18 protein-coding genes and 1 pseudogene are annotated in these 22,359 nt (G+C 34.5%); 15 read left to right on the top strand and 4 right to left on the bottom strand.

The window, feature by feature from the left end; translation table 11 throughout:
- Positions 1 to 17 precede the first annotated feature (17 nt).
- Positions 18 to 242 (bottom strand): annotated as a pseudogene (locus KGI96_RS04140) (ISAs1 family transposase); the annotation flags it as partial.
- A gap of 504 nt (positions 243 to 746) precedes the next feature.
- Between KGI96_RS04140 and KGI96_RS04135 the strand changes: the two are divergent.
- From KGI96_RS04135 to KGI96_RS04105, 7 genes are all read left to right on the top strand, one after another.
- On the top strand, positions 747 to 2,756 hold the full coding sequence (locus KGI96_RS04135) for an autotransporter domain-containing protein (RefSeq protein WP_213156397.1): 2,010 nt from the start codon (positions 747 to 749) through the stop codon (positions 2,754 to 2,756).
- Between the two features lie 308 nt (positions 2,757 to 3,064).
- Positions 3,065 to 4,189, top strand: coding sequence for an anhydro-N-acetylmuramic acid kinase (locus KGI96_RS04130; RefSeq protein WP_211599449.1), 1,125 nt, complete (start codon positions 3,065 to 3,067; stop codon positions 4,187 to 4,189).
- 145 nt (positions 4,190 to 4,334) lie between these two features.
- On the top strand, positions 4,335 to 5,186 hold the full coding sequence (locus KGI96_RS04125) for a BRO family protein (protein ID WP_211599448.1): 852 nt from the start codon (positions 4,335 to 4,337) through the stop codon (positions 5,184 to 5,186).
- Between the two features lie 54 nt (positions 5,187 to 5,240).
- Complete coding sequence (murQ, locus tag KGI96_RS04120; protein WP_211599447.1) at positions 5,241 to 6,158, top strand: N-acetylmuramic acid 6-phosphate etherase; 918 nt, start codon at positions 5,241 to 5,243, stop codon at positions 6,156 to 6,158.
- 71 nt (positions 6,159 to 6,229) lie between these two features.
- Complete coding sequence (locus tag KGI96_RS04115) at positions 6,230 to 7,438, top strand: IS256 family transposase (RefSeq protein WP_213156564.1); 1,209 nt, start codon at positions 6,230 to 6,232, stop codon at positions 7,436 to 7,438.
- Positions 7,439 to 7,863: 425 nt separating this feature from the next.
- Positions 7,864 to 9,282 carry a tryptophanase gene (gene tnaA, locus KGI96_RS04110; protein WP_211597003.1) on the top strand — a complete coding sequence of 473 codons (1,419 nt, stop codon included), beginning with the start codon at positions 7,864 to 7,866 and terminating at the stop codon, positions 9,280 to 9,282.
- Positions 9,283 to 9,356: 74 nt separating this feature from the next.
- Complete coding sequence (locus KGI96_RS04105) at positions 9,357 to 10,586, top strand: aromatic amino acid transporter (RefSeq protein ID WP_211597002.1); 1,230 nt, start codon at positions 9,357 to 9,359, stop codon at positions 10,584 to 10,586.
- Positions 10,587 to 10,732: 146 nt separating this feature from the next.
- Here the strand turns inward: KGI96_RS04105 and nth are convergent, their stop codons facing one another.
- Positions 10,733 to 11,368: an endonuclease III gene (gene nth, locus KGI96_RS04100; RefSeq protein ID WP_090921343.1), complete on the bottom strand. Its 636-nt coding sequence runs from the start codon at positions 11,366 to 11,368 to the stop codon at positions 10,733 to 10,735.
- Between the two features lie 9 nt (positions 11,369 to 11,377).
- A complete protein-coding gene (locus KGI96_RS04095; protein ID WP_211597001.1) occupies positions 11,378 to 12,142 on the bottom strand; it encodes a TSUP family transporter in 765 nt (254 codons plus the stop codon).
- Between the two features lie 142 nt (positions 12,143 to 12,284).
- Here KGI96_RS04095 and folA point away from each other — a divergent pair, with 142 nt between their 5' ends.
- The 3 genes from folA (at position 12,285) to serC (ending at position 15,631) form a co-directional block, all read left to right on the top strand.
- Positions 12,285 to 12,770, top strand: a complete 486-nt coding sequence (gene folA / locus KGI96_RS04090) for a type 3 dihydrofolate reductase (protein WP_211597000.1) — start codon at positions 12,285 to 12,287, stop codon at positions 12,768 to 12,770.
- Between the two features lie 18 nt (positions 12,771 to 12,788).
- On the top strand, positions 12,789 to 14,153 hold the full coding sequence (locus tag KGI96_RS04085; protein WP_211596999.1) for an L-serine ammonia-lyase: 1,365 nt from the start codon (positions 12,789 to 12,791) through the stop codon (positions 14,151 to 14,153).
- 395 nt (positions 14,154 to 14,548) lie between these two features.
- The gene (gene serC, locus KGI96_RS04080) at positions 14,549 to 15,631 is read left to right on the top strand and encodes a 3-phosphoserine/phosphohydroxythreonine transaminase (protein ID WP_211596998.1); all 1,083 of its coding nucleotides are present in this window, start codon (positions 14,549 to 14,551) and stop codon (positions 15,629 to 15,631) included.
- 274 nt (positions 15,632 to 15,905) lie between these two features.
- Here the strand turns inward: serC and KGI96_RS04075 are convergent, their stop codons facing one another.
- A complete protein-coding gene (locus KGI96_RS04075; protein WP_211596997.1) occupies positions 15,906 to 16,688 on the bottom strand; it encodes a 2OG-Fe(II) oxygenase in 783 nt (260 codons plus the stop codon).
- A gap of 172 nt (positions 16,689 to 16,860) precedes the next feature.
- On the opposite strand from KGI96_RS04075, the gene KGI96_RS04070 reads away from it, so the two are divergent.
- The 5 genes from KGI96_RS04070 to sstT all read left to right on the top strand — a co-directional run bounded on the left by KGI96_RS04070 (position 16,861) and on the right by sstT (position 22,166).
- Positions 16,861 to 17,118, top strand: a complete 258-nt coding sequence (locus tag KGI96_RS04070; RefSeq protein WP_211596996.1) for a hypothetical protein — start codon at positions 16,861 to 16,863, stop codon at positions 17,116 to 17,118.
- A 32-nt stretch (positions 17,119 to 17,150) separates the two neighbouring features.
- The gene (locus KGI96_RS04065; protein ID WP_213156563.1) at positions 17,151 to 17,576 is read left to right on the top strand and encodes a hypothetical protein; all 426 of its coding nucleotides are present in this window, start codon (positions 17,151 to 17,153) and stop codon (positions 17,574 to 17,576) included.
- Positions 17,577 to 17,795: 219 nt separating this feature from the next.
- Entirely contained in the window at positions 17,796 to 19,001 is a 1,206-nt protein-coding gene (locus KGI96_RS04060) for an ATP-binding protein (protein ID WP_211596994.1), read from the top strand.
- A gap of 728 nt (positions 19,002 to 19,729) precedes the next feature.
- Positions 19,730 to 20,434, top strand: a complete 705-nt coding sequence (gene cobB, locus KGI96_RS04055; RefSeq protein ID WP_211596993.1) for a Sir2 family NAD+-dependent deacetylase — start codon at positions 19,730 to 19,732, stop codon at positions 20,432 to 20,434.
- Between the two features lie 511 nt (positions 20,435 to 20,945).
- The gene (gene sstT, locus KGI96_RS04050) at positions 20,946 to 22,166 is read left to right on the top strand and encodes a serine/threonine transporter SstT (RefSeq protein WP_211596992.1); all 1,221 of its coding nucleotides are present in this window, start codon (positions 20,946 to 20,948) and stop codon (positions 22,164 to 22,166) included.
- Positions 22,167 to 22,359: the final 193 nt, after the last annotated feature.

Genomic DNA, 22,359 nt, shown 5'->3' with positions numbered 1-22,359 from the left:
AATTAACCAAACATAAGTTACTCTCTTATTTTATCTGACCATCCAGCTCGTTGTAGTTTACTCTTCATACTATCTTTGATTGGGCTTAAACGAGCTAAATTTATTGCAAATCGCCTAAATGTTGCCATATTTTCAGGTGCATTTTCTCGACGAATTCTTGATTCATCTTCTTTAAATATTACATCAAGCACTTAGTGTAAGCTATTTTCGATACTCCAGTGACTTATTATTGCCTTCGCCACCATCTCAGTTGCAACAGGTCCTTGTATTGTCTTATTGCAAGCAGTCGTATTTATTATTGTTTTAGTAGTAACTAAGATTAAAGCGTCAACAGTTGAAAAACAAGTAACACAATAAATAGTACAGGTACACTTATGAAGTTTATATAAGAATTTAATTAGAACAAGATAGCACTTAAAACCTAATAAAAATTTTTACAAAATATTATGGGTATAAATCTAGCGGGTAGATTAAATCGAAAATTTACAAAATTCAATTCCTTATTTTGTAAATTTCTGTTTCTTTTTTGAGTCATAAGGCGATATAATGTAAACAGTTAGATTGAATTTTAACTAGTTTTTTTTATTTTTTTCTTCTTGCTATAAGGAAACTTGCAATGAATACTCTAAACAAACAAACAAACAAACAAACAAACAAATAAACAAACAAACAAATAAACAAACAAACAAATAAACAAACAAACAAACAAACAAACAAAGCTAAAATTTGCCTATCTTAGTTCCTTTGTGCTTTTCTCTTTAAATCCTTTTTTCTTTTCACCAGCTTTTGCAGATGCTCAACCTATTATTGCTCAAAAAATAAATTTAGGAGTGAATCTAGCTGGAAGGTCTAAGGTTGATTGTTTTAGTGGTGATAACACTGTTGTGGGGGTTACGGTTTATAACTCTAGTACTAGGCTTTTAAAATCCTTTATTTTATCAGGTCCAAATTGGACAAAACAAACTAAATTAGGGACATTTAACCCAGATAATAGTGGATTATCTAAAGTCCACTATTTAAATGATGATGGCACTGTTGCGACGGGTGTTGCGAAGAATGATAATGAACGAGATCCTAGAGGGCGAGGCATCATTTGGTCAGGTCCAAATTGGGCAACTAAAACAGAGTTAGGTTCATTAAGAGCAGATAATACGGGAATTTCTGATGTTGCGGGCTTAAGCAGTGATGGTACTATTGCGGTGGGGGATACTAAAAAAGATGGTGAGAATAAATTTAGGGCGATCGTTTGGTCAGGACCAAACTGGGCAACAAAAACAGATTTAGGAACATTAAAAAGAGATAATAGAGGATACTCAGGTGCCACTGGTTTAAGTCGTGATGGTACTATTATAGCGGGTTCTGCTTTCAATGATAATAATAAAGAAAGAGGCATTGTTTGGTCGGGACCAAGTTGGGGTACAAAAACGGACTTAGGCACATTAAAAACCGATAATAGTGGAGAATCTTGGGTAAGTACTTTGATTGGTGATGGTATGGTTGTAGGTGGAGCGGCTCTAAATGATAATAATGAAAAGAGAGCCATCCTTTGGTCAGGACCGAATTGGACTACCAAAACTGACTTAGGTACATTAAAAGCCGATAATATTGGAGGAGCTTGGGTTTGGGCTTTAAATGATGATGGTACTATTGCTGGAGGCAGGGCTCCAAATGATAATAATGAAAAGAGAGCCACCCTTTGGTCAGGACCAAATTGGACAACCAAAACTGACTTAGGCACATTAAAAGCGGATAATAGTGGAAATTCTAGCGTTACTGCTTTAAGTCGTGATGGCCGTTTTGCGGGAGGGACTGCTGAAGATGAGAATGGTGTTTCTAGAGCAACCGTTTGGAAAGTGAAAAACATAAATAATCTAACAAAAATAGATATTGAACACACCAAATTAAGTATGGTGTATTTGGGTAATGATGCACTTGGTGTCACTTCTTTACAAACGCATATCTTACAACGCTTACAACAAAGTCGCTATTTTAAAAAAGGTAAAATAGGTTACAGCATTCGTCAAGATGTAGCAGGTCAAAAAGGTAATAAAACAGCCAGTGTTGGGTTGGGTTTATCTTATGGTTTTGGAAAGGGCATAACAGCAGGAATTAACTTTGATAAAAGTTTATCACGCCAATTACCAGAAAGTTATAAAACAGACGGAAATACAGGATTAGGGCTGTTTGCTAACTGGAAAAATAATCATTGGTTTATTGAAACAGCAGCAGCGTGGCAAAGAGACAGAGTAAAAGTGAAACGCCCATTATTGCCAAATACAGAAGAGGGAAGTAACAAAACCACAATGAAAGGTTCTGCATTTTCTTTCACAACTGGATATGATTTTGGCAAAATATCGGTTTATAGTTCATTGCGTTATAACCACATTACTCGTGATGCTTATGTAGAAAAGAATGCTGAATTTGCGGCGAGTTTTGAAAAAATTAACTATACAGATACTGCTTTGGCATTAGGGGTTGAAGGCAGATTGCCATTAACACATAAACTAAGTTTATTAGCCAGTGCGGAAGTAGAGCAGCAATTAACAGGAGATAACCCAACCTATACAGTTTCAATGCCTTTTGTGGGAGGATTTAGCAAGACAGCCAAAATCACTAAAACACGTGGACGAGTACAAACAGGGTTAAGCTATAATATCAACCCTGCTCTTTCAGTGAGTTTTATGCCTTATTATGAACGAACTGCTTTTGGTTACAATGGCTGGGGAACATCGTTACAGTTAAAAGGAACGTTTTAATTTAATTGTTAATTAAAATTAATCTGCACTCAATTGGGTGCAGATTTTTTTATGAATTTTTTACAGAAATAAATCTAATTTTTCTTGACTAAGTTTTAGGTAAAACATCATTGGATGGTTCAGTTTTTCTACGCTGAGAAATTAAGTGGATTGAATATCTTTAAATTCATTGTGTTCCCCCTCTGATATCAAAACCAGAATGCCCTCCTAGTAGCCCTTATTTTCTAAAGTAATAAATTTTATTCTATTTTGAAAAAGAGAAATACTATTCTATAATTCAGAAAATAAAAATATAGAGATAAAATTATATGCAACCTAAATATTATCTTGGCGTAATGTCTGGTACCAGCTTAGATGGGGTGGATTTGGCATTGGTCGATTTTTCTACCTCACAGTCTGTTTTAAAAGCAAGTCATTTTGTCACCATACCAGAAGTATTACGTCAGTCACTTTTAACTTTGTGTTTACAAGGAGAAACCTCATTACAGCAATTAGGGGAGTTAGACCATCGTTTGGGTATGTTGTATGCGGATGCAATCAATCAATTTTTAAATCTTAATCATTTGAAAGCTGAGCAGATTGAAGCCGTGGGTTGTCACGGTCAAACCGTTTGGCATTCGCCACAAACCGCTTATCCTTTTACCACTCAAATTGGTGACGCTAATATTATTGCTGCAAAAACAGGGATTACGACTGTTGCTGATTTTCGACGTAAAGATATGGCATTTGGTGGACAAGGTGCACCACTGGTTCCTGCCTTTCACCAAGCGGTCTTTTTTGATCCAAAATTTGCAACGGTCGTTTTAAATATTGGTGGAATTAGTAATATTTCTGTTTTAATCCCTGATCAAGAGGTGATTGGCTACGATACAGGCGTAGGTAATCTTTTATTAGATATTTGGATCAATAAATATCTTAACAAACCTTATGATAAAAATGGTGAATGGGCGAAAACAGGGCAAGTGAATCAATCGTTGTTAGCCACTTTGTTAGATGAGCCATTTTTTAAACAAATCCCACCAAAAAGCACAGGACGAGAGCGGTTTAACTTACAATGGTTAGAGCAAAAAATTGCAAATTTTGAACAACATCATACCGCTTGTTTACCTCAAGATATTCAACGTACATTAGTTGAATTTACTATTCAAAGTACCGTTCAAGAATTATTAAAGTTAGAAATCAAATCGTTACCCTGTCGCTTATTAGTATGTGGAGGAGGGGCAAAAAATCCTCTTATTATGCAAGGTTTCAAAGAATTATTACCGCAATGGAATGTTGGCACGACAACGAATTATGGTTTAGATATTGATTATGTGGAAGCTGTCGCTTTTGCGTGGTTAGCTTATCAACGCATACACAATTTGCCCTCTAATATGCCAAGTGTAACAGGGGCAACAAAGGCGGTGAGTTTAGGGGTGATTTATCCTAAGTGATTTTGTGAGTTGGATCGAGTTTTTAAGTATTGTATGTGGGGGCTGATAGATCTAGTGTCTATAATATGAAAACAAATTTGAGTTGTCGACAATTTATCGACGTGTGATCTAACTTATGGAAAGAAAAATAGAAGGAAAGTGATTAATGAATGAAATTAAATTATTTGAAGACAGTCAGATCCGTTCAGTGTGGGATGAAGAAAAAGAAGAATGGTTCTTTTCTATTGTTGATGTTGTTCAGGTATTAACGGAAAGTAAAGATCCAAAGCAATATATTAAAAAACTAAGAAGTAGAGACAGTGAACTTAATTTAAAGTGGGGTACAATTTGTACCCCACTTCAGATGATAGCATTAGATGGAAAAAAAAGAAAAATTCAATCTGCTAGTGTGCAAGGAATTTTTAGAATTATTCAATCTATACCTTCCCCAAAAGCAGAGCCATTTAAAATGTGGCTAGCAAAGGTTGGAAAAGAAAGAATTGATGAAATTATCGATCCTGAATTAGCGATAGATCGAGCATTACAAACCTATTTAAAAAAAGGGTATAGCAAAGAATGGATCAATCAACGTCTTCAAGCAATACAAGTCAGAAAGGAATTAACTGATACTTGGCAAGAGCATAACGTTCAAGCAGGGAGGGAGTTTGCAATTTTAACAAATGAAATCTCAAAAGCTTGGTCTGGAATGACTACAAGAGAATATAAAGAGTTTAAAAATCTCAAAAAAGAAAATTTAAGAGATAATATGTCGACCTTAGAATTAGTGTTAAATATGTTAGCAGAAGCCACTACTACAGAACTGACTAATATCCACAATCCTATTGGTTTAGATGAAAATAAAAAAGTGGCAAAACGAGGGGGCAATATTGCAGGTAATGCTCGTAAAGAAATTGAAAAAGACAGTGGAAAACCTGTAATTACCTCTAAAAATGCACTTGATTTTGCAAAGTTGATTAATGATGTTGTGGAAATTACAGACAAAGATAATAAATCATAAAATTGCAAATTATTAAAAAAATCATACCGCTTATTTTACTATAGAGAGAACAAAATGACACAACAAAACCTTTTAAATTCACTGGCTCAGATGATAACCGAGCAACGTAATCCAAATTCACACAATATTGACCAGTTTTCAGCACTGGAAATTGTGACAATTATCAATAATGAAGATAAAAAAGTGCCTGTAGCGATAGAAAAATCTTTGCCACAGATTGCGTTAGCTGTCGAAAAAATTGTGAATGCTTTCCAAAAAGGAGGGCGATTAATTTATATTGGTGCAGGGACAAGTGGGCGTTTAGGTGTGCTTGACGCTTCTGAATGTCCTCCTACTTTTGGGGTTTCTTCGGAAATGGTTAAAGGTATTATTGCAGGTGGTGAGCGTGCTATTTGTAATGCAGTTGAAGGAGCAGAGGATAGTCAAATAGCCAGTATTGAAGATTTACAGCATATTCAATTTTCAGCAAATGATATTTTAGTTGGCATAGCCGCAAGTGGTCGAACGCCTTATGTGGTAAGTGCTTTAGCCTATGCAAAACAATTAGACGCAACAACAGTGGCAATTGTGAGTAATCCAAACAGTAAAATGGCAGAAGTATCTGATGTTACGATTGAAACCATAGTGGGAGCAGAAGTGTTAACGGGTTCTAGCCGAATGAAATCAGGTACCGCACAAAAATTAGTGTTAAATATGCTTACAACAGCCAGTATGGTATTAATGGGTAAATGTTATCAAAATCTAATGGTAGATGTGCAAGCAACTAATGAAAAACTAAGAGCAAGGGCAATACGAATTGTAATGCAAGCCACAGAATGTGAAAAAGAGCAGGCTGAACAAGTCTTAAAAGAGGCAGATAATCATTCCAAATTAGCTATTATGATGATTTTAAGTGGTTTATCAAAAGATCAAGCAAAATTATTGTTAGAAAATAATCAAGGTAGGTTAAGACAAGCGATGGCTTCTTTATGATTTTTAATAGAGACTATAAAAATAACTGTGTATCTGCTTTAATATAGAAAAACATTAAGGTGGATACCAACATGAAAAAAACAAATATAACCGACCAAATTGAAGCCCTGCTTGAGCAACTAGACTCTCAAGAAGATATCGCAAAAGCAACACAACTTTTGCACAAACGTTTCTTTGAGAAATCACTCAATGCTGAATTAGATGAACATCTTGGCTATCAAAAGAATGGTATACGTAAAGGTAGCAATAGCAGAAATGGGGTGACATCCAAAACAGTCTATACCGAAGAAGGTAAATTTTCTATCGATACTCCGCGTGATAGAGAAGGGACTTTTGAACCTGAAATCATCAAAAAACGACAAACAAGAGTACCGACACTCGACTCAAAAATTATCTATTTATATTCACAAGGAATGAGTACCCGAGAAATCACTGAAACCGTGTCAGACCTGTATGGGACTGAAATCTCACCTACACTGGTATCACGTGTGACAGATGCACTATTAGATGATGTTATCGAGTGGCAATCTCGTCCCCTTGATGATGTCTATCCCATTGTTTATTTAGACTGTATCGTTGTTAAAATTCGTCAAGATAAACGTGTGATTAACAAGGCAATTTACCTTGCTTTAGGCATTAATATGCAGGGACAAAAGGAGCTTCTAGGGTTGTGGATATCTGAAAATGAAGGAGCTAAATTTTGGTTAGGGGTGCTGACAGAATTACAAAATCGTGGTGTAAAAGATATCCTTATTACTTGTGTTGATGGATTAACGGGCTTTCCTGATGCGATTAATGCTGTTTATCCAAAAACTAAGATACAGCTTTGTATCGTCCATATGGTGCGTAATTCTATGAAATATGTGCCTTATAAGGACTATAAAGCAGTTGCTCGAGATTTAAAGAAAATTTATCAATCTGCGACAGAAGATGAAGCCTTGCAGGAATTAGAGAATTTTGCGAATACTTATGATGATAAATATCCGCAAATATCACGGTCTTGGTATAAACACTGGGATAACCTGAATACCTTGTTTAACTACCCACAGGACATCAGAAAAGCCATTTATACGACGAATGCTATTGAGTCTGTCAATAGTGTTATTCGCAAAGTCATCAATAAAAGAAAATTATTCCCAACAGATGACTCAGCAAAAAAAGTTGTTTATCTGGCTATTCAAAATGCCTCTAAAAAATGGACAATGCCAATTAGAGACTGGAAATTAGCTCTCAATAAGTTTATGATTGAGTTTGATGATCGCTTAGCTGATTATCTTTAACTAAATTGCAGTTACACAGTTTAGGAGACAGTCTCTTTTAATAGTCTCAATTTCGGTATAGCTATCTGTGTATTCAACCAATCCTCTTGTTAGTTGAGGAATAGCATACAAACACTTGAAATTGATTTAATCGATTTATGTGAAAGAGATCACAAAATTAATGTTGCTCAAATGACACTGCAGGAATTTTATACTAATCTTAATCCGCCTTTGTTTAAAAGGTAACTAAATTTAAATTCTACCAAGAGGATAAATTTATGCGATTACTTTTATTGTATCTAAAATCGTGGTTTGTGATCGACCCTAGAATGCTCCTTTGTTTCCCATAATTTACTTTTCTTTTTTCAAATTTTTTCTATTTTTAATTTTTTTCTATTTCTACAGACAAAATGTGTTGTAGTTCGTATCTATATGAGGATTTTATTATGAATACGTTTAAACATTTACCAGAACCATTCCGTATCCGTGTTATTGAACCAGTAAAAAGAACAACACGTGAACATCGTGATCAAGCTATTTTAAAAGCAGGAATGAATCCATTTTTATTAGATAGTGAAGATATTTTTATTGATTTATTAACCGACAGTGGAACGGGTGCAATTACCCAAGATATGCAAGCTGCAATGTTCCGAGGCGATGAAGCGTATAGTGGTAGCCGTAGTTACTATGCATTAGCAGATGCGGTAAAAGATATTTTTGGCTATGAATTTACAATCCCAACCCATCAAGGTCGTGGAGCAGAGCAAATTTATATCCCAATTTTAATTAAAAAACGTGAGCAAGAAAAAGGTTTAGAGCGTGACAAAATGGTTGTATTCTCAAACTATTTCTTTGATACCACACAAGGTCACTCTCAATTAAATGGTGCAACAGTGAATAACGTTTACATTAAAGAGGCCTTTGATACTGGTGTTGAACACGACTTTAAAGGGAACTTTAACCTTGAAGCATTAGAAGAAGGCATTCAAAGAGTAGGGGCAAAAAATGTACCTTATATTGTAGCAACTATTACTTGTAACTCCGCAGGTGGTCAGCCAGTTTCTCTTGCTAATTTAAGAGCGGTGTATGAAATTGCTCGTAAATATGATATTCCTGTTGTGATGGACTCTGCACGTTTTGCTGAAAATGCCTATTTTATTAAACAACGTGAAGAAGAATGCAAAGATTGGTCTATTGAGAAAATCACTTATGAGTGCTACCAATATGCTGATGCATTAGCAATGTCTGCTAAGAAAGATGCAATGGTACCAATGGGGGGATTACTCTGTTTCAAAAATAAAGAAATGGAAGATGTATATCACGAGTGTCGTACACTTTGTGTGGTACAAGAAGGTTTCCCAACCTATGGTGGTTTAGAAGGCGGAGCAATGGAACGTTTAGCTGTTGGTTTATACGATGGTATGCGTGAAGATTGGTTAGCTTATCGTATTCGTCAAATTGAATATTTAGTTGATGGATTAGAGAAAATTGGTGTGGTTTGTCAGCAACCAGGTGGACACGCAGCCTTCGTTGATGCAGGTAAATTATTACCACATATTCCAGCTGATCAATTCCCTGCACAGGCACTTGCTTGTGAACTTTATAAAGTAGCAGGTATTCGTGCTGTAGAAATTGGTTCATTCCTATTAGGACGTGATCCAAAAACAGGTAAACAGTTACCTTGTCCTGCGGAATTGCTACGTTTAACTATTCCACGTGCGACTTATACACAAAGTCATATGGATTTCATTATTGAAGCATTCCAAAAAGTGAAAGAAAACGCAGCGAATATTAAAGGATTAACCTTTAGTTATGAACCTAAAGTATTGCGTCATTTTACAGCACGCTTAAAAGAAGTGGAATAAACACTTGCAAATAGAAAGCTGTACTAGTATAGTAGTGCAACTTTCTAAAAATTAATAATAAAAGGAGTCTTATTATGAAAAAAACTACCCCCTCTATATTTGGAGGTGCTTGTATTATAGCCAGTGTCTGTGTGGGTGCTGGAATGCTTGCTATTCCAATAAAAGGTGCTGGTGCTTGGATAATATATTCAACAATTGCATTAATTTTTACAATGTTGATGATGACTCTTTCAGGTTGGCTCTTATTGGAAGCATATAAAAAATATGAATTTAGCGTCTCATTTAGTACCGTCACAAAAGATCTTTTAGGAAGTGAAATTAATGTAATCAATAATTTAGCAGTATATTTTGTTGGAGGTATTTTACTTTATGCCTACACAACAGTTGCAGGGCGTACCTTAAATGGACTTTTTGATAATACATTTGGTGAATATTCTCAAGGAATTTGGTCAATTATTTTTGTATTTGTTTTTTCTGGATTAGTATGGCATTCAACCAAATCAGTTGATCGCATTTCAGTTTTGCTTATTTTAGTGATGGTATTTACTTTTATTTTCGGTATATCAGGACTAGCAACCCATATTGATCTGAAAGTTTTATTTGATACAGGTAATGGAAATGGAGATTATACACTGTTTGCTGCGGCAATGTTGCCCGTTGCATTAACTTCATTTGGCTATCACCATAGCGTTGCTTCAATGCGTTTGTATTATAAATCTGAAACTAAAGCAAAATATGCGATTTTAGGAGGAACAACGATCGCCTTAGTTCTTTATTTACTTTGGACATTCAGTATTTTTGGTAATCTTCCTCGTTCAGAATTTAAACAAGTCTTTGAAAATGGCGGTGAATGGCAAGCTCTGCTTGGTGCATTAGGTCAAGTTGTTGAATCTAAAACTGTTGAAAATATTATTAATGCCTTCTCAATGGCGGCAGTATTATCTTCATTCATTGGTGTTGGTTTAGGGGTATTTGATTATTTAGCTGATTTCTTCAAATTTGATGATACCAAAATTGGACGAACCAAATCTTGGGCAGTGACATTCTTACCACCACTTATTTTATCTGTATGGTTCCCATTTGGCTTCGTAACAGCAATTGGGTATGCAGGAGCGGTTGCGACAATTTGGACTTGTATTATTCCAGCATTGTTAGTGAAAAAAGCACGTGAGAGAAATGGTATAGAAGGGTTTCATATTGGTGGCGGAAATATACTGTTAGGTATTTTAATTCTATTTGGAATGAGTGTTGCTATTATTCACTTCCTTGATATGTTTGGTTTATTGCCAACTTTTAAAGGATAATTTATAAATATATTACGGATAGACAGTTACCTTGTCTATCCTATATTGTTACAACTTAACAATTAATACAAAGCAATGCTTTTTTAACTTACATACTTTAAGGTATAGAGTCATATATTCTGTGAGATTATTTATTTAAAAAATAGTTAAACTTCCGTTTTATCTTTATATTCACAAAGATCTTCAATAATACACGAACCGCAACGAGGTTTTCGGGCGATACAGGTATAGCGACCGTGTAAAATCAGCCAATGATGGACATCAACTTTAAATTCATTGGGAACAACTTTCAATAACTTTTCTTCAACTTTGACAACATCTTTTCCCATCGCAAATTTAGTACGATTACTTACCCTAAAAATGTGGGTGTCAACGGCAATAGTTGGGTGTCCAAAAGCAGTGTTAAGTACTACATTGGCGGTTTTTCGCCCTACTCCTGCCAGTGCTTCTAAGGCTTCTCTGCTTTCAGGAACAATACCATTATGTTTTTCAATTAAATCACGACAGGTTTTAATCACATTATTTGCTTTACTATTAAATAGTCCAATAGTTTTAATATACTCTTTTAAGCCCTCTACACCTAAATCTAAAATTTTTTGAGGTGTATTGGCAATAGGAAATAATTTAGCCGTTGCTTTATTTACACCAACATCAGTGGCTTGAGCAGATAAAATTACGGCAATCAATAACTCAAAAGGTGAATTATAATTCAGCTCTGTTGTTGGATGCGGATTTTGATCTCGTAATCGAGTTAAAATTTCAATACGTTTTGTTTTATTCATAATGGTTTTTTAATAAAAATAACCTTGATCATAAAGCATTTTTATCACCATAGTAAATGACATTATCACGATCATTGGTCGAATTAATTTTTGTCCTCGTGTGACGACCATTCTTGCACCTAAATGACCACCAATAAACTGACCGATCATCATAAATAATCCTACTTTCCAAAGTACGGCACCACCTAAAACAAAAAAGAGTAATGCAGCAGAATTAGACGTAAAGTTTAGTACTTTTGCGTGAGCAACCGATTTAGAAAGATTAAAACCCAGTAAAGAAACAAAAGCCAGTGTAAAAAATGATCCTGCTCCAGGTCCTAAAAAACCATCATAAAAACCAATTCCTATGGCAGCTGTTACACCAAATAAAGTAAGACTGATACGTTGTATAACATCTTTTTTACCTAAATTAGGGCTAAATAAAAAATACAATCCAACAATAAAAATAAGAAAAGGAATAATCACTTTAAGGGAGGCTGCATCCATTAGTTGGATTAAAATAGTCCCAATGGAAGAGCCTAAAAAAGTCAATATAATCAACCATTTTATTTCTTTTAAATTAACTGTTTTTTGTCGTATAAAATAAAGAGAAGCAGCGAAAGAACCTCCGCTACCTTGCAGTTTATTGGTACCTAATGCTAAAGTGGGGGGAATTCCGACAGCCAGTAGAGCAGGAACGGTAATTAGTCCGCCTCCACCAGCGATAGCATCAATAAAACCAGCGACCATCGCTACAAGAAATAGCAGTGCTAAAATATCAAAATTAAAATCCATAAAATTCCTTATAAGCGGTATGATGTTGATCATTTTTTGCAAAATTTATTACGTATAGATTATCATTTATTCAATTTTTCTTAAATAATAAAAGGTAAAAAATTATCTATTTTGATAGAATGAAAATAAAAGGAGAAAAGCGATGAAAATCAGTTTAATTGTTGCACGAACTAAAAATAACGTGATAGGTAAAGATAATCAAATGCCGTGGCATTTACCTGTTGATTTAGCGTGGTTTAAGAAAAACACGATAAATAAACCCGTCATTATGGGAAGAAAAACCTATGAATCTATTGGGCGTTTATTACCAAATCGTCCTAATATTATTTTATCTCGTTCTGATTTTGAAGTAGAAGGTGCGTGGTATGCTTCTAGCCTAGAGCAAGGGTTACAAATAGCCAGTGAATTAGCTAATGTTGAAGAAGTAATGATTATAGGGGGCGGAGAATTGTTTAAACAAGCATTGCCATTAGCAGATAGATTATATTTGACAGAAATTCAGGCAGAAATTGAGGGGGATACTTTTTTTGAATTTGATCAATCAAAGTGGCAGTTAAAACAAGAAACCTTATCTGAAATTGATGAAAAAAATAATTATCCTTGCCGTTTTATGGTATGGGAAAAATAAATATGTAAAGGACAGAGTATGATTAGTGTTTTTGATATGTTTAAAATAGGTGTGGGACCTTCTAGCTCTCATACAGTTGGGCCAATGAAGGCTGGGAAAGAATTTGTCGATACACTTATTCAAAATAATCAGTTAAATGGCATAACAAAATTATATGTTGATGTTTATGGCTCACTTTCTATGACAGGAAAAGGACATAATACTGATATTGCCATTATTATGGGGTTAGCAGGTTATTTACCTCATAATGTTGATATTGATGCTATTCCGTCATTTATATTAGAAGTGAAACAAACAGCTAAATTATCCGTTGCTAAAGGTGAGCATATTGTTGATTTTGATTTTGACAAAAATATGACTTTTCATAGCAGTTTCCTTTCATTGCACGAAAATGGAATGCGAATTACCGCATTAAATGGTGAAGAAACAGTATATCAACAAACCTATTATTCAATAGGTGGGGGATTTATTGTTGATGAAGCTCATTTTGGTGTTGAAGAAGAACAGCCAATACAAGTGCCTTTTCCTTATAAAAATACGAATGATGTGATTGAACATTGTGAAGATAATGGCTTGTCTATTTCTAGTTTTATGCTACAGAATGAATTAGCATTACACACAAAAGAAGAGTTAGAAAACCATTTATTATTAGTATGGGATACGATGAAAGCTTGTATAAATAAAGGTATTCATACGGAAGGTGTATTACCTGGTCCATTGAAGGTGCCTCGTCGTGCAGGTATGTTGTATCGTCATCTTAAATCAAACAGTAATTTACTTAATGATCCAATGCGAGTAATAGATTGGGTTAATTTATTTGCTTTAGGGGTGAATGAAGAGAATGCAGCAGGTGGTCGAGTAGTGACTGCACCAACTAATGGTGCTTGTGGTATCGTGCCTGCGGTCTTAGCTTATTATGAAAAGTTTATTACAACATTGACACCTGAAATTATTGAACGCTATTTGTTAGCCTGTGGGGTAGTGGGCTCGTTATATAAAATGAATGCTTCTATTTCTGGAGCTGAAGTAGGCTGTCAAGGTGAGGTTGGCGTTGCTTGTTCAATGGCTGCAGCAGGTTTAACAGAAATATTAGGTGGAAGCCCTGATCAAGTGTTTATTGCTGCAGAAGTTGCAATGGAGCATAATCTAGGTTTAACCTGTGACCCTGTGGGTGGACAAGTTCAAGTGCCTTGTATTGAACGCAATGCAATCGCATCAGTAAAAGCAATTAATGCAAGCCGAATGGCATTGTTGAGAACAACAAAACCTAAAGTAAGTTTGGATAAAGTTATCGAAACAATGTATGAAACAGGTAAAGATATGAATACCAAATACCGTGAAACTTCACAAGGTGGTTTAGCAATTAAAATATTGTGTAGTTAATTAGGAATGTTAAATAGAGTTTAATAGTTATCCTTATAGCCTCAAACACGGGGATAACCTGAATACTTTGTTAACTACCCTGAGGACATAAGAAAAGCCATTTATACAACCATTGTAACCTTGCCTTATGTGTATCAATTAGAAGAAGCGATTGGACGATTAGAGCGATTTTTGAAAAACTATCGTCAGTCGTAAATATAGCATTGAGAATAGCGGTCACTTGTTTATTAAAATTTGCAAAAATCAATGAAGCGTGACTGCTATTTTATTTTTATAGGTAATCAAAATTTTGAGGATTATTTAAAATGAAAAAATATATTGTGTTATTTTGTTAATACTGCGTTATATTTATCATAATAAATAACCTCTGAAATAACAAAACAAAGAGAGCAAATATGACACAAGTTTATAATTTTAGTGCAGGCCCTGCAATGATCCCTCAAGCGGTTTTACAACAAGCACAGCAAGAGTTGATGAATTGGAATAATTTAGGAGTTTCTGTAATGGAAGTGAGCCATCGAGGAAAACCTTTTATTGAGTTGGCAGAGCAGTCTGATAAAGATTTAAGGACTTTATATGGTATTCCAGAGAATTACTCAATTCTTTTCTTACAAGGTGGTGCAAAAGGGCAATTTTCGGCTATTCCGATGAATTTAACCCAAAAAGGTAAGGCGTTATATTTAACCAGTGGTCATTGGTCGAAAATGGCAGCAGCAGAAGGGCGTAAATATACGCAAGTCACAGAGGTTGATATTTTAGACCCACAGAGTCAAAAAACAGCGGTAACAGAGTTAGATTTTGAAAATGTGGCAGAGCAGTATGACTATGTACATTATTGCCCTAATGAAACTATCAGCGGTGTAGAAATTTTTGACGTACCAAAAGTAGGGAATGGCGTGTTAGTGGCAGATATGTCTTCTACTATTCTTTCTCGTCAAATTGATATTTCTAAATTTGGCGTTATTTATGCAGGGGCTCAAAAGAATTTAGGTCCATCAGGCATTACCATTGTGATTATACGCAATGATTTGATTAGCACAGCAATGCCTAACACTCCACAAGTTTGGGATTATGCGGTTCAGCAAAAAGCAGACTCAATGATTAATACCCCACCGACTTTTGCGTGGTATCTCTGTTCATTAGTGTTTAAACATTTATTAGCACTAGGTGGTGTAGCAGAGGTCGAAAAACAAAATATTGCTAAGGCTCAAAAACTTTATGATTTTATTGATCAAAGTAAATTATTTTCAAATGTGGTATCACTTCAAAACCGTTCTAGAATGAACGTGACATTTGTCACGGGCAATCCTGAGTTAGACACAAAATTTGTGGCTGAAGCATTGGAAAATAACTTACAAGCGTTGAAAGGACATAAAGTGCTAGGTGGAATGCGAGCCTCTATCTATAACGCAATGCCAATGGAAGGGATTGATGCGTTGATTAGCTTTATGAAAAAGTTTGAAGAGCGTTATAGCTAATTAGCGTAGGGGCGTGATTAGCAAACGCAGTTTGCGTATATCCGCCCGTTGCTCGACATAAAAGTACCTCAACGTATAATTAGACTAAAACATAGCGGTGACATCAACTTAAAAATTTGCAAATTGATCATAAAATGCTGTAAATAAATGGATGGAGCATTTGATTTTATAACAATATTTAAAATTGGTGCGTTGCGGGTGGATATACGCAAACTGCGTTTGCTCATCACACCCCTACAAAATAACCATTACAAATCAATAAATTATTCAGTTCTTAACCTAAACGCCCATAAAAAGTCATTCTTGCTGATTCGGATAATGCGACATCTGGAGCATTATTATAAGCAAGTACCGATAGCATTCGAGTTTTATCGCCAACAGTAGGTATAACCCTATGTATTGAATTACGCCCACGAAATAGTACTAATGTGCCTGCTTCTGGCGAGATTGATTTTGCTGGAATTTTGCCATCCACAATTTTTTCTGCTAATTCAAAGCCCATTTCACCAGCATCTGCATCACGGACATCACGCACATACTCAAATTCGCCACCGCCTTTGGGTTTGGCAATTAGCAGGGTAATGGCAAAAGAGGAGTTATCAAAGTGCCAACCTAATCCTTGTCCGTCACTGGCATAGTGTATATTAACGGAAGAGAGAGGATCGACATAAGGATATAACTGTTTTTCTCCCAGTACATAACATAAAAATGACTTAAATAATTCGTTGTTATATAACACTTTAAGCGGAGAGTTGACTGAAATAAGATCATCCGTTATACAGCCTTTTTCTGTGCTAATAAGACGATTGCGGATATGATCTTCAGAAAAATTATCATCACTAGGTACAAGATAAATATTATGTTTACTCGTAGTGTAAAATGCTAAATGTTGCTTTTTCTTCCCCTCTTGAGCAATCTCTTCAAGAACCGTATTATTGATAAAATCAGGTAATACCACGATCCCGTTATCATCAAGGCTTTTTTTACACTCTTGTAAAAAAGCCTCATCATTTAAGGTATATTTTTTATTAACAATAGCTTGCAACTTTTTCATCATTATTACTCCTTTCACTTTACCTAGATGACCAAATTGGTATAACTTTCGAGCATAACGCAATCTTAACTAAATCACAATAAAATAAAATACCACCAAGATTAACAATTTGTTAAGATGAAAGCAGTTAAATTTACAACAATAATGGTTTAAAGATAAACCAGTAGAGTATTAAATGAATAAAATTTATAAAAATATCTCAATAGTTTTAACAATATTGACAGCAGTCTATATGATGTCGATGATCTTTTTAGGGATTTCATTAATTGGTTTTTGGACGGATATTATCTGTTTAATGCTTCTTGTTTATTTTACTTTTAAAGAACGATACAAAATTGAAACAGGTGTTGTTAAAGGCACTGTCTGTTTTATTAACACCTTGTATTTGCTGATTATTTTGGTTTATCATTCACGCCTTACATCTCCGCCCTAAAGGATGAAGTTTTACGGTATGAATGATAAATGATGAAAAAATATCTCATTATCATAATGACACTTATCGGTATGGGCGAAGTTTTTGCTCAAACAAAACAGGATATCTATATCGCATCAAAACGCATTAATGAAAGTTTTGCAGAAGACCACTCAACCGAGTACATTGCCGACTTTTTACAAGCAGACAGCATTAGTATTATTATCAGACATTCACTGACGAACAAAAAAGAAACACTGCAACTCACAGCTGACAAGAAATACGATTTTTTTAACAAGCCACAATTATTTAGCACTGCCACACGCAGAAAGTCGGAGTATTTTACCGTTGATGACAATTGCTATCAGTTTTTTAACGAAGGTATTTCACACAATTCGTGGTATCTTGAAAAACTATGTTATATCAATACGCCACACAAAATGCAGCTATCGGAAATCTATATATTAGACGGCGATTAAGATGAAGAAATATCTGTTACACATTATTGGGATAGTAAGCGATTTTCTTTTGAAATTGATGCGAGGAAGAAAACCGTTTATGCACCTAATGAATTTAGTGAATACTGTAATGCCTCCTATGTCTGCTAAATGACAATCTTTAAACGCTTTCTTATTGACGAAAATTTATCTTTGTGCTAATTTTCGTCAATAAGAAGAATTTAAAGGGATTACACCACGATGATTAATAGAGACGTATATTTACAAAAGATAAGAAAAATCAAAGATCAGCATATTATCAAGGTTATTACTGGCATTCGTCGAAGTGGTAAATCTACCCTTCTAGAAATATTTAAGAATGAGCTTCTTGAAGCAGCTGTCCCAAGTGAAAATATTATTTTTATAAATTTTGAGGAACGAGAAAATATTAGCTATTCCTCGTGGACAGTATTGTACGATGAAATTGTTTCCAAAATGGATAATACAGCAATGTATTATATTTTCCTTGATGAAGTACAGTTAATTGATGATTTTGAAAAACTCGTTAATAGTTTATTTACCAAAAAAAATGTTGATTTATATGTGACAGGCTCAAATGCTTATTTACTCTCTAGTGAATTGGCAACACTGTTAACAGGAAGATATATCGCTATCAATATTCAACCGTATTCGTTCAAAGAGTATATGCTCTCACATACTGATGAAGCAAATAAAGACCGTCTTTTTCATCAATATCTCAATGATAGTTGTTTTCCAGAAGCCGTTAATCTCTCAAAAGTCAGTGAAGAATTAGTTAATGATTATTTACAATCTATTTATGATACGGTTATTATTAAGGATATTGCCCAACGTCATAAGTTAAGAAATATAAATAATCTTCACCGTATTGTGAGTTTTTTATTTGATTCCATCGGGTCATATATTTCTGCTACCAATATTGCTACACAACTCAATAAAAATTCTCAAAAAAGCATTTCCCATAATACTATTCTGAAATATTTAGACTTTTTAACGCAATCGTATATTTTGTACAAAGTACCGCGCTATGATTTAAAGGGTAAAGAATTACTGAGTACTCACGAAAAATATTATGTAGTGGATTTAGGGCTGAGAAATATCACAACGACCAACCACCAACATACCGATTTAGGTCATAAGCTAGAAAATGTTGTTTATTTTGAACTGTTGCGGCGTGGAGGAAAAGTATATGTGGGTAAGCATAAAAATAACGAAATTGATTTTGTCGTGCAAAAACCAAATAATCAACGAGAGTATTATCAAGTAGCCTACACCGTTAATAGTGAACAAACATTTAACCGAGAAATGTCGGTATTTAATACGCTCAAAGACCATTATCCAAAATATCTTTTAACACTTGATTATGGAAATGAAACGATTAATGGGGTGAAAAAATTAAATGTTGTGGATTGGCTACTGGCTGATTAGACTAAATGGCAGCGTTCCTCTGTTTTTTACAAAAAAATACAGCTATTGGAAATTTATATATTAGATGGGATTAAAATGAAGAAATACTTTGCAATTATTATGTTAATGGCATAAATATATCGACAGATACGGAGGGGAGTTTTCAATACCTAAAGGGACTATTATTCAATTTACTTGTGATGAAAAAGATACTTGGTATTGGTTTGATGATAACCAAGATCTTGAATTTAAAGAACGATTTTGTTGTTTTGCTACCAGTACAGATGGTTCGATGTGTGGTTTGTGGAGATCAGACACTAATGAAATCAAGATAGTTCATATAGGTTCAGGCTCTACATTACTTTGTATTTTGGCAAATAATATGTTGGATTTTATTAGGTTTTTAGCAATCGGATATTCAGAGATTTGTTGGGAAGAGGAGTTTAGCACTTCACCTTATGAAGAAGACTCAAATTTAGAAAGAAATACATATTTTGAGAATAAAATCATGTATTGCAGAATGCTCCGTTAATAAGAGGTACGATAAAAATGAAAAAATACACTCTTCCCATAATCTTATATATATTGCGTTTAGCACTGTCTAATCTCTTTGGCTTTTCTTATCTTATTAAATGGTTATTTTGTGGGTGATGTTTTTAGTACAGAAAAAATACTAAGAAGCTAAAGATGGGGAGATGGTGTGTTTTTCAATTAAAAAGTGTGAGTTAAAGTAGGAATAGGGAAAGAATATGAAAGTCGTCGTATTAACAGGTGCTGGAATTTCAGCGGAATCAGGTATTCAAACCTTTAGAACCAGTGATGGGTTGTGGGAAAATCATCGGATAGATGATGTGGCAACCCCTGAGGGATTTTTGCGTGATCCTAAATTGGTACAACAGTTTTATAATCAGCGTCGTGAGAAGTTATTTGATCCTCAAATTCAACCTAATGCAGCCCATTTTGCACTGGCTAAATTGGAGCAGAAATTAGGTAAAGATTTTCTGCTCGTTACTCAAAATGTGGATAATCTACACGAACGAGCTGGCTCCAAAAATTTGATCCATATGCACGGTGAGTTGTTAAAAGTACGTTGTGTTAAATCAGGAAAGGTATATCACTGGGAAAAAGCTATCACTTCTGATGATAAGTGCAGTTGTTGTAATACGCCACAAGTTTTACGCCCTCATATTGTGTGGTTTGGTGAAATGCCGTTAGAAATGGAGCGAATTTATAAAAGGTTGCAAGAGTGTGATTGTTTCATTGCGATAGGGACGTCGGGTAATGTTTATCCTGCGGCAGGTTTTGTACAAGAAGCAAATTATGCAAGGGCAAATACCGTTGAATTAAATTTAGAACCAAGTAAAACCCATTCTGTTTTTAAACAAGGTTATTATGGATTAGCGAGCCAGATTGTGCCTGAGTTTGTTGATAAACTATTGGGAAAAGTAATTTAAGCGGTGACATTATGATTAAAATTTGCAAAACGGAAAAAGTAAGTATGAAAAAAATGATTGGTTATTTATATTGTCATTTGTGGCGTGGAGCATTATTGCTTTATTGCCGTCTTTTGATTTAACAAGGCAGGTGGCGACGATTACAACACTGATGTTGGTGCTAGGTGAGATATTTTTTGGATATCAACTGTTTTTTAAGGCAGACATTTGTGAGTAAAATAAAAAGTTTTTTCATAAAAATAACAGAAAAAATAACCATAAATATAACTAAGTCATAAAGATAATTTAAAGAGTTTGATAGCGGATAAGTAGTGATAGTAATTAAGGGTAAAATTTACAATAAAAATAAGGATTTCTGATCTTCTAAGTTTAAAAAAATATTTTTCACTATTTCATTTCGATTAATTTTTCGTTATCCTATCGGCTTGACAATATTATAAGTCATATTTTAGTTTATATTTACAAACACAAACTTTAATTGTTTTAATTTTACAGGGAGAATGAAAAATTTATGAGTAATTCATTATCATCAAAACTACTCAATGGTAATCTCGTATTACGTATTGCTGTTGGTTTAGTTCTTGGCGTACTTCTCGCCTTTTTTAGTCCAGAACTTGCTAAAGATGTCGGCGTATTAGGTCAATTTTTTGTACGTTCGTTACGTTCAATCGCACCTATTCTTGTGTTTGTTCTAGTGCTTTCAGCTATTGCAAATAAAGAAGTTGGCTCAAACAGTGCATTAAAACCAGTTATTGTGCTTTATTTACTTGGTACTTTCTTAGCTGCATTAACAGCAGTTGTATTAAGTTTTATGTTCCCAACACAGTTAGAGTTAGTCGCAAGTCCAAATAATATTGCACCACCACAAGGCGTGGGTGAAATTTTAAAAACATTAGTATTTAATGTGGTTGATAATCCATTTAGTGCTTTAACTAGTGGTAACTTTATTGGGATTTTAGCTTGGGCAATTGGATTAGGTATTTCATTGCGTCACGCATCACAAAGTACAAAAATGTTTCTTGTTGATATATCAGAAGCTGTTTCTTTTGTGGTAAAAGTTGTGATTGCACTTGCACCAATAGGTATTTTTGGTTTAGTTTCAGATACTATTGCAACTAACGGTCCAGATGCGTTCTTAGGCTATATTCGCTTACTTACAGTATTATTGGGAGCAATGGGAATTGTTGCTTTTGTACTTAATCCATTGTTAGTGTATTGGAAAATTCGTCGTAATCCTTATCCATTAGTATTTACGTGTTTACGTGAAAGTGGAGTAACAGCGTTCTTTACACGTAGTTCAGCTGCAAATATTCCAGTAAATATGGGATTAGCAGAGCGTTTAGGCGTGAGAGAGAGTATTTATTCTGTTTCTATTCCATTAGGTGCAACCATCAATATGGCAGGTGCAGCGATTACTGTAACAGTGCTTACGTTGGCAGCAGCATATACTCAAGGAATTACACCAGATTTTAGTACCGCATTGTTGTTAAGCCTTGTAGCCTCTGTTTGTGCTTGTGGTGCATCTGGTGTTGCTGGTGGTTCACTATTACTTATTCCTCTTGCGTGTAGCTTATTTGATATTCCAGTAGATATTTCAGCACAGGTTATTGGTGTTGGTTTTATTATTGGGGTTATTCAAGATTCAGCAGAAACGGCATTAAATTCATCAACTGATGTATTATTTACTACAGCGGTAAGTATTGCAGAGGATAACAAAGAACTAAATAGTTAATGGTTCTATCGAAGTTTACGACTTAAGCTTGCATTTTTAATTTATTGAATTTGTGGCAGAGTAGACAAAAGGGTTGGTTTTTATATTCTAAATGATTACCAACTCTTTTTTTTTAAAACCTTTATAAACATAATTTTATGCTATTTTGTTAATCTATTATAATGAGATAGTTTTTATTTAAATTACTTCAAAT

Origin of the sequence: Phocoenobacter atlanticus subsp. cyclopteri (assembly GCF_018343795.1) — a bacterium.
Lineage (GTDB): Bacteria > Pseudomonadota > Gammaproteobacteria > Enterobacterales > Pasteurellaceae > Phocoenobacter > Phocoenobacter atlanticus.
The sequence above is the reverse complement of the archived record's forward strand: the minus strand, read 5'-3'. Positions and strand labels throughout refer to the sequence as shown.